This window comes from Bacillus cereus group sp. MG1 (genome assembly GCF_040460035.1).
Taxonomy (GTDB): domain Bacteria; phylum Bacillota; class Bacilli; order Bacillales; family Bacillaceae_G; genus Bacillus_A; species Bacillus_A cereus.
The window spans coordinates 307,802-321,788 of record NZ_JARVGY010000002.1 but is presented as its reverse complement, the minus strand read 5'-3'; the positions used below and the strand labels follow the sequence as shown (position 1 = coordinate 321,788).

Below are 13,987 nucleotides of genomic sequence, written 5' to 3'. Positions count from 1 at the left end.
ACTTACTAAAATAATGAATTTCCTATATCTATTGTGGCCAAGTTTTGACGTCTTGTACGCTCTCTTAAATAACGTTCTGTAGTCATGATAGATTCATGCCCTAAATAGTCCCTTATTTTTTTTAGTTCAACACCCTTTTCCATTAAGTAATTAGCCATGAAATGCCTACAAGTGTGAGGAGTGATTCTATCCTGTCGGTAACGCAGAAAATCTAAATTTATTTCTTCTATTTTTTTAGCCACAAGAGAAGAGAGATAGTCCGCTCGATAATTTGATCCATCAGCTTTAGGGAGAAAAGCGGAGGTACTCGATGCATCTAGTTCTGTTGTTTGTTTACGTAAACTTCGAACATGGCATAAAGCATCCAGTGTATCTTCAAAGATGCGAACTTCCCTACTTTTATTCCCTTTACCAACGACACGAAGTAGATAGGCATTTAAAGATGAATGAAAGACCAAATCTGCCCATTTAGCAGTTGCGATTTCTTCAATTCGTAGTCCTGTTGTAGTTAACAGGAAAAATGCAGTGTAAACAAAATAGTTGGATTTTTTTAGTTCATCTAATATCTGGTTAACTTCTTCTGGGTAAAGGTCACGATTGACCAGTTCTTCTTTTTTTACGGATACTTTTTTAAGGCGACTACTAAAGTTGTCTGAGAGTCCGTTGTTATCATGCACATATTTTAAAAACTGCTGAACTACTGTTTTCTTTTTACGTAATGTAGTGGCCGCATATTTCTTACTTAATTCATAGAAGTAGATTTCCATCTCATTATGGGATAACTCCTGGATGGTTCCGATTGTTTCTTTTATGTAACGAAGAAAATGAGAAAGATCATGCAGATACTGTTGTTTTGTTCGCTCACTTCTTTTTTTCGTTAAAGAAGGCTCATCGTGAAAAAATAAATAAACCAATGATTCTTCGCTTAATTGCGAGTAGTCAATATTACGGATACCCAAATCCATAATGCTTTCAAAATGACTGCTATCAAAAAAATCCGATTTTGATTTTACAATTTGGTTATTATGTTCGTAATTTATGATATTCAAATTTAAACACAACCTTTTATAGAATGAAATAATAAACATATATTTTTATATAGATTTTAATGATTCTAATTATACCACAATAAATACATAATTTACCGTGGTATAAACTTAAATGATTAAAATATTATTTTCACCTTAAAATTTAACGTTTCTGTTTAGGTGATGTATAATGGAAATATTAAATTTATTTTTTTGTACATTTCAATCCAAATGCGGTAGGAGGAGATTTTTTTGACTCATCTTCGTCTGAAAATTTTACATGAAATCCATAAATTAGAAAGTACCCATTGTTCAATTTGCCCTCTGAACAACCTATCAGTGAATTGTACAGATGAGCAAGAACAGGCAAAACAAAGAAACTACAAACATTGTAAAGGATGTCCCGTTTTCGATTCCATCCGAGAAAAAGGAGATCAATTGAATTCTTTATCGAAAAAGAGTACATTTAATAAGGTGCGAGAACGTTATATGGAAAATCCATTTAAGTATTTGCAGTATAAGGAGTACTCAATCACAGATGTAGTGAAAGAAACCGGTTTAACAAAGTATCAACTAAGAAAATTTAAAGAACAGCTAGAGTGAAAGTTTCGAATGAGGTGAGATATGAGCTATTTATCTTTAGAAGAGGTATGCGATCGGGTAGGTCTAACAAAAAATCAATTAGGCTATTTAATTAGGTATAAACACATCCAACCTATTAATCTGGCTACCTGGAAAGCAGATGGGGGATATTGCTTTGAAAAAGAGGATGTAAAAAAGCTAGAGGAATTATACAAAGATTGTTTGACATTAAAAGAAGCTGCTGAATTTCTAAACAAATCTAAGACATACGTTCATAATGCAGCTAAAGATGGGATATTGCCTTTTAAAGAGATTGCTAAAGGGACATCTACTGAACGATTATACTTAAAATCCGATTTGGAAATTTTCAAAGAAAGAATTGAAAATAGATCAAAGGAGAAATTAAAAGAAAAAAAGCAGCATTTAAGCCTATACCTTGATGAAAAAGTTTTAGAAGCAATAAAGAAAAAGGCTGAAAAGAAAGGATATAATGGCTACAAGAAGTTTGCTGAAGACATTTTATCCGCCGAAGTAAAAGAAGACATAGAAGAATAGAATTCCCAAAGAGGATAGACTCCAAAAAACGAAAAAACGTTACAAGGGGTCTATTTACGTTTTTAAGAGGTTTTTAAACCGTTGAATATAATTACATTAACTGAACAGCTATTGATTCTTAGAGAGGAATTTGAGAGGTCGTTTTTCACGTCAACCTCTGTATAAATTACTAAAATTTCTAAAATAGGTTTTATATAAATTTAAAGTTAATAAAAGGAAATTAAGATTTGATTTTAAAGGAGGTTTATTTTAGATGAAAAAAGAGTACAAAAAGAAATGAGAAACGCAATTAAAAATGAACCTATTAATAGGTTGAGTACAAAGCTTTATATGAAATTTACAAGATAAAAAAAATCAAACATTTAAGTTTACATATTTTGATTATAGTAAACTAATTTCTTGTTAAACTCTTAAACTATAAGATTATGATTAGGCTTCAATTGGACGAATTTGCTATTTTAGAGTGTAGAAGTATGGTAAAATAGAAGTATAACTGTATATCGTGTGAAGGTGGGCTTGTTATTATCCCTTCTTTCCATTCGGGAGGAAAGGGGGTGATATAACATGGAATTTTTGTTTGAACTTTTAAAAGAAATTGCAAGAGCAGTTGTGCGTGAGGTTTCAGCATATGCACTGAAAAAGCAATTTGAAAAAAAAGACAACAAAAAACCCTCGCTTCACCGACCAAAGTTCAAGCGTGGGCCTAAAAGAAAAAGATAATGCATAATAACAACCACCTTGACAGTAGCAGTTATAAGGCGAGATGTTGACAGCATCTCGTCTTTTTTAGTTTATGCAATTCAGTTAAGTACTATACTTTATATATATTGGATATGCATTCAATATATATCTAATCTACAGTAAACATACCATATTTTTATTTTTTGGTCAACGTTTGGTAATATAAGGGGCTAAATAAAGAAGCATATACATTAATTCATAATACAGGTGATAAGAAAAAATAACTGTGGTTTTATAGAGAAGGGGTAGCTTGATCTGCGTACAATGTACAACCAAAATCAGAATAAATTTTAATGTTGTATTTAATATAAAATAAAACATATTTATCACAAAAACAGCCCATTCCTTATTAGGAACTGGGTCTTTTTTGTAAGGCGAAATATTCTCACTTTTAGAAATGGATATTTTCAAATGGTAACTATTCATGAAATAATGATATGTTATAATTTTCATAATATACACGAAAAGAAGGGATGGAATGAGCACACAAATTAAAGTAACACCGGAACAATTAGAACAAGCTGCTAAAACCGTAAAAAATACGAAATCATCATTAGAATATTTACATAAAGATTTATACTCTCAAACTGAATATATAGCTTCTCAGTGGAGCGGAGCAAGCAGTGATCGTTTCTATCAGATGTTTAATGAAGCAAAGCCAATGATGTTTAACATTTTGCAAGAATTGGATAAAATCGCAGTAGAATTAGATCGTGCAGCTGTTAAATTCAGAGAAGCGGATGAATTGTATGGCGGAAATTTAGTTGACTCTGACATTCAAGAAGGAGGCATGTGTGGTAAACTCCCTCCAAAATCAGAAGAGTCATTTTTGAATAAAAAGGATTTAAATGCTGCGTGGACTGGTATTTCTACTGGGTTTGTAGATGGTGCAGTGGATGCCTGGGAAGGACTAATATCCTTAGGTGATAAAGAAACTTGGTTAAATATGCGAGATGCGATTGTAAACTATGATGAAACTATTCCTGCTGCGTTGAATGCTCTATCTGATTCATTTGTAAACAATTTTTGGAATGGAGATATGGAAAGTAGAGAGCATTATGTAGCTTATGGTGTAGCAACGTTAGGACTCGGGCTTCTGGGGGATAAGGCTCTTAGTAAGGCAGGACAAGTGGGGAAGGTAGCTGCAATTACAGGTATTAACAAAGGGAAATCACTTGTTATTAATTCTCCTGCTTATAGGAATGCATTGCATATATTAAATAACTATGAGTTCAAAGGTGGTAAATACCTTTCATATGCGGGAATTGGTAGCACGCAACAATATTTACAGAAAGCGGCCACCTATACTTATGAAGGTAAAAATGGTCCAAAGACAATTAGGTTAAGAATGGGTGAATTAGCTGGCGATAAACATCCAGTTTCAGGAATACCATATGACTTAAAGGGATTCCCTATTTTCGATGCTTTTGCTGAAGTAAAATTAAAAGAAGTTGACTTTAAAAAATCAAGACCTACTCATGATAGAATATGTAATAAACTGTTATACGAACAGATATTAGAAGATCCCAAACTCGCTGCTAAATTTACTGCAGAGGAAGTTGAATTATTTAAAAATGGTCAGAAACCCAAAACATATACATGGCATCACCATCAGGACACAGGCAGAATGCAGCTAGTAGACGCGAAATTACATAAGCAGACTGGTCACACAGGTGGGTATAACATCTGGGGTAAAGACGGAGAAAAATAGGGAGGTTTATTAATGCATAACATTGTATGGGTTGGTGTAAGTAAAGAAAAGGTTACAGATTATGAAATCGAACAAGTAGAAAAATACTTAAACATTAAACTACCTAATGATTTTATTGAATGTGTGAAAGAATACGATGGAGGTTACCCTCGTCCTAAAATATTTGATGTACCAGGACAAGATGAAAATGTATTCAATGATTTATTGACCTTCCATATGGAAGATGAGTATTCAATTGTTAAAAATTACGAAGATGTAAAAGAAGAATTATTAGATAACATATATCCTTTCGCAAATGACCCTTTTGGGAATTTCTTATGCTTTGACTATCGTAACAATCCCACATCACCAACAATCGTATTTTGGGATCATGAAGAAGAGGACATGGAAAAAGCAATACATCCTGTTTGCTCAACATTTACAGAATTGCTTGCAAGTCTACGTGATTTCGAAGAAGAAAATTGAGGAAACTAAAAAATGGTCTAGAATTCTAGACCGTTTTTTTATGATTTACTAATTTTCCAACCATCATCCGTTTTCTCAAGCTCAATTATGATTACTTTTTTAGGATTACCTTTGTATACAGCATCAACAGTTACTGTAGCAATTTCATTTTTCTCTTCGACTTTTCGAATCTTATAGCTTTTAAGGTCTTCACTAATTGATTTCATTAATTCTGCATTTCCACCAATAAAACCAACTATTTTTTTTGCTTCTGGAGTGAATAACTCACCAAAATCTTTAACATTTCCTTCTTTTGCATCTTCGAAATACGCTGTAGCAACTTCTTCGGGATCACGATTATTTCCACATGCTGCAAGTGCTGTAACTGATAAAGCCATTACCACTATTAACATAATCATACGCGTAAATTTGTTCTTCATTTAAACCGCTCCTTATATATAACTTAATTTCAACTCGTAAAAAGAGCTAAATCACTTGTATAAGTATATAATAATTAAAACTATAAAACTATATATTTTTAGATAATACTTTTATAATATAATAATCATAAAAACGAAGAAGTGTAGGGGAAATTCACCTATTATTACAGTATTGATTTCCGTTATATACATTAGTATAATAATAATGTCAGAGCATGCTCTGATTAGTCAACGTTATATTGGGGTATAACAAGACAACATTCATCTTTAAAATCATAAAATCGGATTCACTTATATGAAAGATAAAAGCCCTTCTTTAATTAGGAGGGCTTTTATCTTTCATATAAGTGTACAGCATATACATGTTCAGAAATGTAGTAATTTTGTATCTGCAGGTTTGGTTCCAGAAGGCACGATATGTATTTACCTTTATTGTATATTCATTATATTATAGTATTATCACCTTAACAAATTGACTACCTAAGGAGAAAATCACAATGAACCTGAATAAGAAAACTATCGCTCTTACTCTAGCCTTATCAATAGGAGTAGGAGCTTGCGGAACCCCAAAAGAAAAGGAAGTTGATCCGAAAGTATCACTAAAGTCTAAAATGGATTATTCACAAGTGCCTTACAAGGAAAGAAGCATTTATGTAGACTATCAGCATGGATCTATCACGAAAGAGGAGATGACCGCAAAGCAAGCTGATAGCTATGAGAAGGCTAAAAAAATTCTTGAGAAGAACTTAAACTCTGAAGAGCTGAAAGAGCTCAACAAGCAACGGGAAGAACGCCGAGAGAAGTTCCTGAAGAAGCAAGAGCAGATGAAGAGAGACGACAAGAAGAAAGCTGAAGAGGATGCTCTGAAAGATAAGAACCGCAAGGAACGTCTCGACAATCATAAGCAAGAAAAAGAGCAGAAAGAACTTCAGAAGCATAATGAAGAGAACGCAGAGGAGATGAAGCGACAACTGGAGGGATTATCACAATGAAGATACTAACCACAGCTAGTAAGACATTAGAAGAATGAAATTAAACTTAATAAAGTGATAGCGAGCTCTGACCAGTCAACGTTATAGAGGTATAACAGGCGACATTCATTTTCAAATCATAAAATTAGATTCACTTATATGAAAGATAAAAGCCCTTCTTTAATTAGGAGGGCTTTTATCTTTGCTTAAAGAGTACAGCATATACATAAGCAGAAATATAGTAATAGTTATGTAGTTTGTATCTGCAGGTGTTGTTCGAGAAAACACGATTTACATAAAATTACAATTGACAAAAACAGAATATTCATAATCATTATAGGAATCACTAGAACAATATCTTATAATGATACTATACGATACATTAGAAAAATTTCTAAAAATAACTATACTGAGGTGAATAATATGTCATTAAAGTTATGGATTAGTCGCGAAGAAGCAGCAGAAATTCCTAATTTTAAAAGCCACGAAGAAGCAAGAAAGTATTTTAAAGAGAAGTATGGAGATACATTCCAACTTTCTGAACCTTTCAAGATAGATGGTGAACAAGTATATTCCTACATGTATATCGTAGATAAAGAGAAATTTAATAAAATGCAAGATTATATGGAAAAGCATAATACGCGTCTTATTAACGCTGGGGACCCAGAAACCGAGGGATTCATGGAATCATACCAATCAATTCTAATTTTCGAAGATGGCAGATTAAGTATTAGCCTTTAATAATAACAATATTCTATTAAATGCAGTATAAACCTGGAAATAGGTTCTTATTTTAGAGCGTTATTTTCAGGTTTTTTACTAAACTGCAAGTAGATCTTAAAAAGAACATGAAAAATGTGAAGTGACAATAAATTCATTTAAACAACACATAAACGTGCAATACCAGGTGTATGATATTTTATATGAAAATTCTCCATTTAAAACTCCCCTAAAAATTTACAGTAACTCCATACAAAACAAATACATTGTATATATAATATATTTATAGATACTAACATTAAGAAAAAGCGTTAAATAGTGATTTTAGAGTTTACTATTTATCTATTCACAATGCATTAAACCAGTAGTGAAAATTTAGTGGCCGAAGCAGAAGAGAGGATGATTAACAATGGGACAAGTCTTTATTGATGAAAAAGGACCGCAAGAAACAATCAGAATTCCGAATACATACCGAGATGATAGAAGAATAAATCTCGGTGATGATTTAATGCGTTCTTATGTAGCTGATGTACTTTATATTCCAGAAGATTCCCTAGAAAATGTTAACAAAAAATATCTGGAACTGGTTGAAAACTATAGAAACGGACAAAAAAATAAGGTTGAGAAAGAACTAAAAGGAAATTTTAATTTCGGTGTTGCAAGTATGAAAGAAGTGAATAGTAGTTTTTATCTTAATTTATTTAGCATAATACTAGATTCGAATGTCTCTAACTTACTATTTTCAGTAAATAAAATGTCAATGGTTATTGATGCTAGGCTTACACAGTGGATTCTCCAAATGGAGGCAAAAAGATTTATTACTTCTCCTATTTTGTTTAAATACAGTCTCACAAAGTATTGTGAATTAGAAGCATCTGAAGAGGTTATTAGAAATCTTTTTGATCAAAAAAAAACAATCAAAGAAATACTATTCTCTATTCAAAAAGATTTGAAAGAGTTTGTGGCAAAACATAAAAATATTTCTAGAATGAGGGATCAAATAGCATATTACAAAAAAATGATAAAGTACATTGGGAATGGGAAAAAATTAGCTAATGATGTAGTATTTGAACAAGTATCATTCGACTGGGAAAAGGTAAGCTCTGATGTTGATTTATGGCTAAGCGAGAATAAGCTAAACGGTATATGGCAACCTGAGCAATCCACACTAATTCTTGATCAGGGGATACCTTCTAAGCCATTTGAGGGTATTGGATTTGGGAACATAATGGTAGAAAAGGATTCTAAAGAATTTGTTGGATTACAATTAGCAGATATGCTAGTGGTGATAACAGGGAGCTACATTTCGAAACTTGCATCTGCAGTTCGTTATGATAAATCGGAACCAGACAAACCTAAACACCTTGATGCAAAATGGTTTGAACTAGAGAGTCATCAGTTTGACCTAATATCTAAAATGACAGAGTTCCTATTTGGAAATGATCATATTTACAGTGTCATAGGAGATACTTATTTTGATGAAACTCACTTGTTTGAAATGTATTGTAGGTATATAAGTTCCTTTAGTAATCATGAAAAATATGTTAAAAAGAGTAGTGAATTACATGTTAAAGATATGTTTAGTTATCTCGCAGCTGCTACAAACGAAAAATGGAAATTAGGAGTACAAAACGAGTTTTTCGCAAGGAATATGTATGGAGATTATATGACTGGAATTAAAGAGGGCGTGCTAAGGAAATTATAATTTGTTCGCTTACTTAAAGTTGGTGATAAACTACAGTAACTTGATGTATACAATAACTAAAATTAAGAGCTTAGAATCCTTATAGGTTATAATTTCTAAGCTTCTTTAATAGATTTTTTCAAAACTCTGTACAACGTTAATTCAACAACAGTTAGTATATATTTTAAAAATATATTGGCTTGTTTATATTTTATCAGTAAAGGTAATGAACATGAAGAATAAGCAATTGTAAAACTTGAGGGACGTTCCTTCAAATGTATAATATATTAAGAACGCAAAAGAGCCACAATCCCCAATGGCTGAGATTATGGCTCTTTCAAGAAGCAAGAAGACACAAGAGAAAAGTACAGTGACAAGGTATTTATAGATAGAAGAGACTTGTCATTGTTACGTTCTCATTAAAATTATAGCATAAAAGAATTTTAATGAGGAATAGCAACCGAAAAACTAGTTGCAAGATTTATAGTGAATAAATTACAAAAAACCAATTCTTGTATGGTAGAATTGGTTTTTTGTAATAACATAGCCTAAAGGAGATTCGACTCTTTTTCTTAGTATAACCAAAAATAAAAGAAAATTCAAAATAAATCAATTGCAAAAAGTGATTTACTATAAGATATTCATGAAATATAAACAATATAGGAGTAAAGCATATGAAAATAGATAAGAATTCTTCCGATTACGTGAAAATTTATCGATTTGATAACAAAGGTTTTTTTTGCAAACCCTATAATTCTGATACATATGATCATGTATTTGAATTTATAGATACTGAAGTGACCGATCTGATATTAATTAATCAAAAAATACTAAAAAAAAACGTCTATACACCTAAGTATAATGACAATATGTGGTCAGGCTGTTTTTGTTTTATAAGTGAATACGTAAAAAATATTACTAGCGACGATGGTCCTTTGAAAATGCGAAAAGGTCATAAACTTAATATCGCCCTATTACCTAAAAAGACAAAAATTTGGGTTAGAAACTGCAGTCATCTAGGAAAAACAGAACCATTTTTTAATAGATTTATCTATCCCATTGAACATGAAGGTCAAATAAAGTTAATATCTAGCAGCCAAAGTTTCAATTGTTATTGTTGGGTACGAATGAGTGTTGAATTAGCCTTAGAACGAATTGAATTGTGGAAAATAAACAACACAGGCTGTGAACTACCTGAATGGTTGACAGAATTTTATCTATTAGAAGACCAATTAGGACTTATCTATCCACTATCATTATGGGATAGATTCATTTTACATATAAAAAATTTTAAAATAATCATTGCAAGAAAATAGCATTTGTATGCTGATCAAAAATTAATAATGCACTATTATTAATTTCAGAAGGCCCTGACTAGGGGAGCAGGACCTTCTGAAAGGGAATGTTATATAGTTATCCATAGGATTACCTTCAGATTACTATAATTGCAATTTAAAATCCAATAGAAAAGGTTGATAAATAAAATAACTCATCTTTCATTTTTTTATTTACATATTTATCAATATTCTATAAAGTGTATTTAAAATCTATTTGTTCTAACGGAACAACTATGTTTCATGAAAATTAATTAGATGTAGAATAACATTTGAATAGAGATACGTATAGTAAATGTACTTTTTTCATAATAGGCGATGGAGTTCGCCATAACCGCTATATATAGCTAATGACTCCTACTGATAAACGAGGCTTTTTCATGTTTATCAGTAGGAGTCATTTTTTTGTATATCACACATAAGTACATGAATAAGGAGTGAATATTTTAATGGAATTTAAAAAGAAAAAAACAACGTTCGGTAGGTTTTTATATAAACACGAGATTGAGGAAGAATGGCTTATAAAAAAAACAGGAATCGGAAAAAAGATAATTGATGATTTAATAAGTAACCCGAACAAATTTCCCTCAAGAAATAATAAACGGAAGATCATAAAGGTGTTACATAAATTCAATCCCCTAATTAAATCTAACGACTTTTGGAATTGATAAAAAGGGAAACTATATCGGAATGTACTTTATTCATTCCAAATATGCTTATGCTTGCTAAAACTTATTCCTGCAACTCCTTGTTACTTAATCGTTTATAAGTTTTATATGCCACTCCTGCAGCTATGAAAAAACCAATCACAAAAAATGTTGAACCTCCTAGTGTAAACAAATTACCTATATAATTCTCGTGAACTTCTTTTACTTTAGGATTCACCAGAAATCTACTCCTTTCTCCAATTTTTTGGCAAAAAAACAGACTCCTACCAGTAAATTTTTACTGGTAGGAGTCATTAGCTAAGTAGCGGTTATGGCGAACTCCATCGCCTATTCAATTAGGGATTCTTCATGCATATAGCTAACTTACTAAGTGCTGATTAGCACCCTATCATATATTTTGAAACCTTACAGCAGCATTCTCCCCTGATATATACATATTCTGTATGTAAGTCCCATGTGCCCATTTTTTTCATTCTGGTATTTATTAAGCACTTTAATATGTCAAATTAGACTTGTAAAATATACTTCTTAACATATTAGGTCGATAAAAAAATTGTATAAGCTTTAATGTTTTGTCATACTCTATCCATGTAAGACGTTTACATTTTCATAAAAGGCGATGGAGTTCGCCATAATCGCTATTATATAGCTAATGACTCCTACCCATAGACAGGAATATTTCTGTCTATGGGTAGGAGTCATTTTTTTGTATATAAAAACGTATACAAAATTGAACTTCACTTTGTTTAGGAGGAATTTCAATGAAAGCCGTGTACTTTGATTGAAGGAGAAGATGAGACATGAAAAAACAAGTATCTATTTTCGCTCTGATGATATTGAGTGTTTTTATCGTCTGTACAGTAGGAGTTGCAAAGAGTTCTTATGATTGGCATACAGGTGTAGACATTCCGTTTACATACATTCCTAATATTTCAGTAGAAAATCAAGGAATTGGTATCAAAGGTTCTCAATCGCTTTATTCTGAAAAACATACAATTAAGTATGAACTAGTAAAAAAGAAGTTTTTATCCGATGAAGTATTTGATTCAGTTGAAGTAAAGGGAAGCCATAACCCGAATGAGAGCTTTTTTATAAAGTTACGAGCACCTAAAGGAGAGGGATATCACATACGAATATCAGGTTCTGGACATGGAAATATTGGTATCATACCGTATGAAGTCAAAAACTGAATTATAAATAAAACCAGCTGATAAAATCAGCTGGTTTTATTTATAGGTTTATAATTTCCCTACATACATTCCTACAAAAGCAAATAATATACCTATAGTATAAGTGGCTCCCAAATAGAGAACGAAATCAAACCATTTCTTATTTGTACCAAGCTGAATGGCTTCCAGCTTGAATGTAGAAAAAGTTGTATAGGCCCCCATAAATCCTGTCCCCACCAATAGTTGCCAACTTTTATCCAATCCTGTTCCTACTATATACCCTAATAAAAAAGCCCCTGTTATATTAATGATAAATGTAGCCATTGGAAAGGAGGTTTTATTCCTTTTCTTAAACCAATTGCTGATACCAAAACGAGTAATTGCTCCACAAAACCCACCAATGGCAACCAATAAGGCATGATACTCTGTCATGACTCTGTTCCTCCTTTGGCTTGTAAAACGTTTTGTTTCATCTCATACCTCATAAATTGAATTTCTCCTAGTTTATAACCCATTCCAGACATAAGTAAACCACCTAACATACTAATGCATACATACAGCAGCGCGAGCATCCACTCCGAATGATTGACTAACTTTATCGTTTCTACGCTAAATGTAGAAAAAGTTGTGAATGCCCCTAAAAATCCTGTTCCAATGCCAGTAACAATCTCTTTTCTTAGAATTTTTAAACGGGAAATATAGGTTGTAAGCCATCCTAATAAACAACATCCAATCAAGTTAATTAATAATGTGGCTAAAGGGAATGATTGATGCCAATACCTATCAATTATTAAACCAAATTGATAGCGAGAGAGCGCGCCTAATATTCCAAAAAGCCCAACGATAATATATGCCATTTTTTCACCTCTTTTTATATTTTGTCCAAAAAAATAGACTCCTACCAATAGACAAGAGTGATCTTGTTCATTGGTAGGAGTCATTAGCTAACTAAATAGCGGTTATGGCGAACTCCATCGCCTAATGTATACGAATATCAGTATACTAAATATCTCTCAACCTTCCAAGAAATTCATATTAATTTCAATAGTTTTTTAATATTATAATATAACTATTGATCAAGTGAAAGAAAATAAATTACTCAAAAACATTTTCACTTCAAGAAAAAGGGAATAATTAAAAAGACAACAAACAAAGAGGTTTATTGTCCTCATAAAAATAGGAGCGCTTGACCAGAGTACTCCATATCGCTAATAAGAATACCTTTAAAAGTATATGAGACCTTTGGATAAATATGTTTTAAAAATAAAATCCGTATTCAAGTAGGAAAGATCGCCCAGGAAAACGATCTTTGACCAAAACCCATATTGAAAAGTGAGTATTTGGCAGCAATATATCATATGTACATTTTTATTTCATGTGCAATTTTAGCGTAAATTTATATATATACGAAAAAAACATGCACAATTTTTGTGCATGCGTAATAAACAGCTATGTCCCATCTATATAAATATATGCTTGTTTTATACAAAATGTGAGTATGTTTAAAATAAAGATTTGACGAACACTTCGGTGTTGAAGATATTTATACAATTAATGCTTGATATTAAAAGATTATGAGAGCATTAAATAGAATTTAGCAACAACTAAGTTATGTATAATGATTTATTTAACTTTTATTTTTTATGAAGTTGAAGATATAATGAAATCGATATTTCGAAAAAAATATGTCCTGTAGCAAGGATGCTTTTTTGTATGCTATGTGGAGACCAAATATTGTTTTGGGTATGTGCATTAATGGTATATCCATATCCACTATAATAAATTTATATAGCCCTTAACATAAAAAGAAATTAAGATTTACGTATTTTATGAACAAACATTTAAATATAATATGAAGATATAATATTTTAGATACCTAAAAAGTGTATTTGGAAAACTAAATAAACAAACATTCTTTTTTATTATTAGATTTGTATAAG

The 13,987-nt window shown here is 31.6% G+C and carries 15 protein-coding genes and 4 riboswitches; of the genes, 10 read left to right on the top strand and 5 right to left on the bottom strand.

Annotated features, from left to right (window positions below):
• Window positions 1-5: 5 nt before the first annotated feature.
• A complete protein-coding gene (locus QCI79_RS29370; protein WP_021728143.1) occupies window positions 6-1,049 on the bottom strand; it encodes a tyrosine-type recombinase/integrase in 1,044 nt (347 codons plus the stop codon).
• 231 nt (window positions 1,050-1,280) lie between these two features.
• Here QCI79_RS29370 and QCI79_RS29365 point away from each other — a divergent pair, with 231 nt between their 5' ends.
• The 5 genes from QCI79_RS29365 to QCI79_RS29345 all read left to right on the top strand — a co-directional run bounded on the left by QCI79_RS29365 (window position 1,281) and on the right by QCI79_RS29345 (window position 5,082).
• On the top strand, window positions 1,281-1,631 hold the full coding sequence (locus QCI79_RS29365; RefSeq protein ID WP_048549461.1) for a zinc-finger domain-containing protein: 351 nt from the start codon (window positions 1,281-1,283) through the stop codon (window positions 1,629-1,631).
• A gap of 21 nt (window positions 1,632-1,652) precedes the next feature.
• Window positions 1,653-2,165 carry a helix-turn-helix domain-containing protein gene (locus QCI79_RS29360; RefSeq protein ID WP_021728226.1) on the top strand — a complete coding sequence of 171 codons (513 nt, stop codon included), beginning with the start codon at window positions 1,653-1,655 and terminating at the stop codon, window positions 2,163-2,165.
• A gap of 564 nt (window positions 2,166-2,729) precedes the next feature.
• On the top strand, window positions 2,730-2,885 hold the full coding sequence (locus tag QCI79_RS29355) for a hypothetical protein (RefSeq protein WP_000394774.1): 156 nt from the start codon (window positions 2,730-2,732) through the stop codon (window positions 2,883-2,885).
• A 499-nt stretch (window positions 2,886-3,384) separates the two neighbouring features.
• Window positions 3,385-4,617: a WXG100 family type VII secretion target gene (locus QCI79_RS29350; protein WP_021728225.1), complete on the top strand. Its 1,233-nt coding sequence runs from the start codon at window positions 3,385-3,387 to the stop codon at window positions 4,615-4,617.
• A 12-nt stretch (window positions 4,618-4,629) separates the two neighbouring features.
• The gene (locus QCI79_RS29345) at window positions 4,630-5,082 is read left to right on the top strand and encodes an SMI1/KNR4 family protein (RefSeq protein ID WP_021728224.1); all 453 of its coding nucleotides are present in this window, start codon (window positions 4,630-4,632) and stop codon (window positions 5,080-5,082) included.
• Between the two features lie 38 nt (window positions 5,083-5,120).
• Here QCI79_RS29345 and QCI79_RS29340 read toward each other — a convergent pair whose 3' ends face one another.
• Window positions 5,121-5,501 carry a nuclear transport factor 2 family protein gene (locus QCI79_RS29340; RefSeq protein ID WP_021728223.1) on the bottom strand — a complete coding sequence of 127 codons (381 nt, stop codon included), beginning with the start codon at window positions 5,499-5,501 and terminating at the stop codon, window positions 5,121-5,123.
• Window positions 5,502-5,998: 497 nt separating this feature from the next.
• On the opposite strand from QCI79_RS29340, the gene QCI79_RS29335 reads away from it, so the two are divergent.
• The 4 genes from QCI79_RS29335 to QCI79_RS29320 all read left to right on the top strand — a co-directional run bounded on the left by QCI79_RS29335 (window position 5,999) and on the right by QCI79_RS29320 (window position 10,192).
• Window positions 5,999-6,493 carry a hypothetical protein gene (locus QCI79_RS29335; protein WP_021728222.1) on the top strand — a complete coding sequence of 165 codons (495 nt, stop codon included), beginning with the start codon at window positions 5,999-6,001 and terminating at the stop codon, window positions 6,491-6,493.
• A gap of 402 nt (window positions 6,494-6,895) precedes the next feature.
• On the top strand, window positions 6,896-7,213 hold the full coding sequence (locus tag QCI79_RS29330) for a hypothetical protein (protein ID WP_021728221.1): 318 nt from the start codon (window positions 6,896-6,898) through the stop codon (window positions 7,211-7,213).
• Between the two features lie 388 nt (window positions 7,214-7,601).
• On the top strand, window positions 7,602-8,897 hold the full coding sequence (locus QCI79_RS29325) for a hypothetical protein (RefSeq protein WP_021728220.1): 1,296 nt from the start codon (window positions 7,602-7,604) through the stop codon (window positions 8,895-8,897).
• Between the two features lie 653 nt (window positions 8,898-9,550).
• Window positions 9,551-10,192 (top strand): hypothetical protein, encoded by a 642-nt coding sequence (locus QCI79_RS29320; protein WP_021728219.1) that lies wholly within the window; start codon window positions 9,551-9,553, stop codon window positions 10,190-10,192.
• A 323-nt stretch (window positions 10,193-10,515) separates the two neighbouring features.
• A riboswitch (Fluoride riboswitch) is annotated at window positions 10,516-10,577 on the top strand.
• 365 nt (window positions 10,578-10,942) lie between these two features.
• On the opposite strand, the gene QCI79_RS29315 is transcribed toward QCI79_RS29320, so the two are convergent.
• Window positions 10,943-11,095, bottom strand: a complete 153-nt coding sequence (locus QCI79_RS29315) for a hypothetical protein (RefSeq protein WP_021728217.1) — start codon at window positions 11,093-11,095, stop codon at window positions 10,943-10,945.
• 60 nt (window positions 11,096-11,155) lie between these two features.
• Window positions 11,156-11,215, bottom strand: a riboswitch (Fluoride riboswitch).
• Window positions 11,216-11,484: 269 nt separating this feature from the next.
• Window positions 11,485-11,547: riboswitch (Fluoride riboswitch) on the top strand.
• 131 nt (window positions 11,548-11,678) lie between these two features.
• Here QCI79_RS29315 and QCI79_RS29310 point away from each other — a divergent pair.
• Window positions 11,679-12,068, top strand: coding sequence for a hypothetical protein (locus QCI79_RS29310; RefSeq protein WP_021728216.1), 390 nt, complete (start codon window positions 11,679-11,681; stop codon window positions 12,066-12,068).
• 48 nt (window positions 12,069-12,116) lie between these two features.
• On the opposite strand, the gene crcB (QCI79_RS29305) is transcribed toward QCI79_RS29310, so the two are convergent.
• Together crcB (QCI79_RS29305) and crcB (QCI79_RS29300) are read right to left on the bottom strand one after the other, a co-directional pair.
• The gene (crcB, locus tag QCI79_RS29305; RefSeq protein ID WP_021728215.1) at window positions 12,117-12,479 is read right to left on the bottom strand and encodes a fluoride efflux transporter CrcB; all 363 of its coding nucleotides are present in this window, start codon (window positions 12,477-12,479) and stop codon (window positions 12,117-12,119) included.
• Window positions 12,476-12,904: a fluoride efflux transporter CrcB gene (crcB, locus tag QCI79_RS29300; protein ID WP_021728214.1), complete on the bottom strand. Its 429-nt coding sequence runs from the start codon at window positions 12,902-12,904 to the stop codon at window positions 12,476-12,478. The genes crcB (QCI79_RS29305) and crcB (QCI79_RS29300) overlap by 4 nt, the downstream gene beginning before the upstream one ends.
• Window positions 12,905-12,971: 67 nt before the next feature.
• Window positions 12,972-13,035: riboswitch (Fluoride riboswitch) on the bottom strand.
• Window positions 13,036-13,987 lie beyond the last annotated feature (952 nt).

Bases quoted from the DNA above. Each gene is read 5' to 3' on its own strand.
- QCI79_RS29360 (WP_021728226.1), top strand. From the start codon at position 1,653: ATGAGCTATTTATCTTTAGAAGAGGTATGCGATCGGGTAGGTCTAACA.
- QCI79_RS29355 (WP_000394774.1), top strand. From the start codon at position 2,730: ATGGAATTTTTGTTTGAACTTTTAAAAGAAATTGCAAGAGCAGTTGTG.
- QCI79_RS29350 (WP_021728225.1), top strand. From the start codon at position 3,385: ATGAGCACACAAATTAAAGTAACACCGGAACAATTAGAACAAGCTGCT.
- QCI79_RS29345 (WP_021728224.1), top strand. From the start codon at position 4,630: ATGCATAACATTGTATGGGTTGGTGTAAGTAAAGAAAAGGTTACAGAT.
- QCI79_RS29340 (WP_021728223.1), bottom strand. From the start codon at position 5,501: ATGAAGAACAAATTTACGCGTATGATTATGTTAATAGTGGTAATGGCT.
- QCI79_RS29335 (WP_021728222.1), top strand. From the start codon at position 5,999: ATGAACCTGAATAAGAAAACTATCGCTCTTACTCTAGCCTTATCAATA.
- QCI79_RS29330 (WP_021728221.1), top strand. From the start codon at position 6,896: ATGTCATTAAAGTTATGGATTAGTCGCGAAGAAGCAGCAGAAATTCCT.
- QCI79_RS29325 (WP_021728220.1), top strand. From the start codon at position 7,602: ATGGGACAAGTCTTTATTGATGAAAAAGGACCGCAAGAAACAATCAGA.
- QCI79_RS29320 (WP_021728219.1), top strand. From the start codon at position 9,551: ATGAAAATAGATAAGAATTCTTCCGATTACGTGAAAATTTATCGATTT.
- QCI79_RS29310 (WP_021728216.1), top strand. From the start codon at position 11,679: ATGAAAAAACAAGTATCTATTTTCGCTCTGATGATATTGAGTGTTTTT.
- crcB (WP_021728215.1), bottom strand. From the start codon at position 12,479: ATGACAGAGTATCATGCCTTATTGGTTGCCATTGGTGGGTTTTGTGGA.
- crcB (WP_021728214.1), bottom strand. From the start codon at position 12,904: ATGGCATATATTATCGTTGGGCTTTTTGGAATATTAGGCGCGCTCTCT.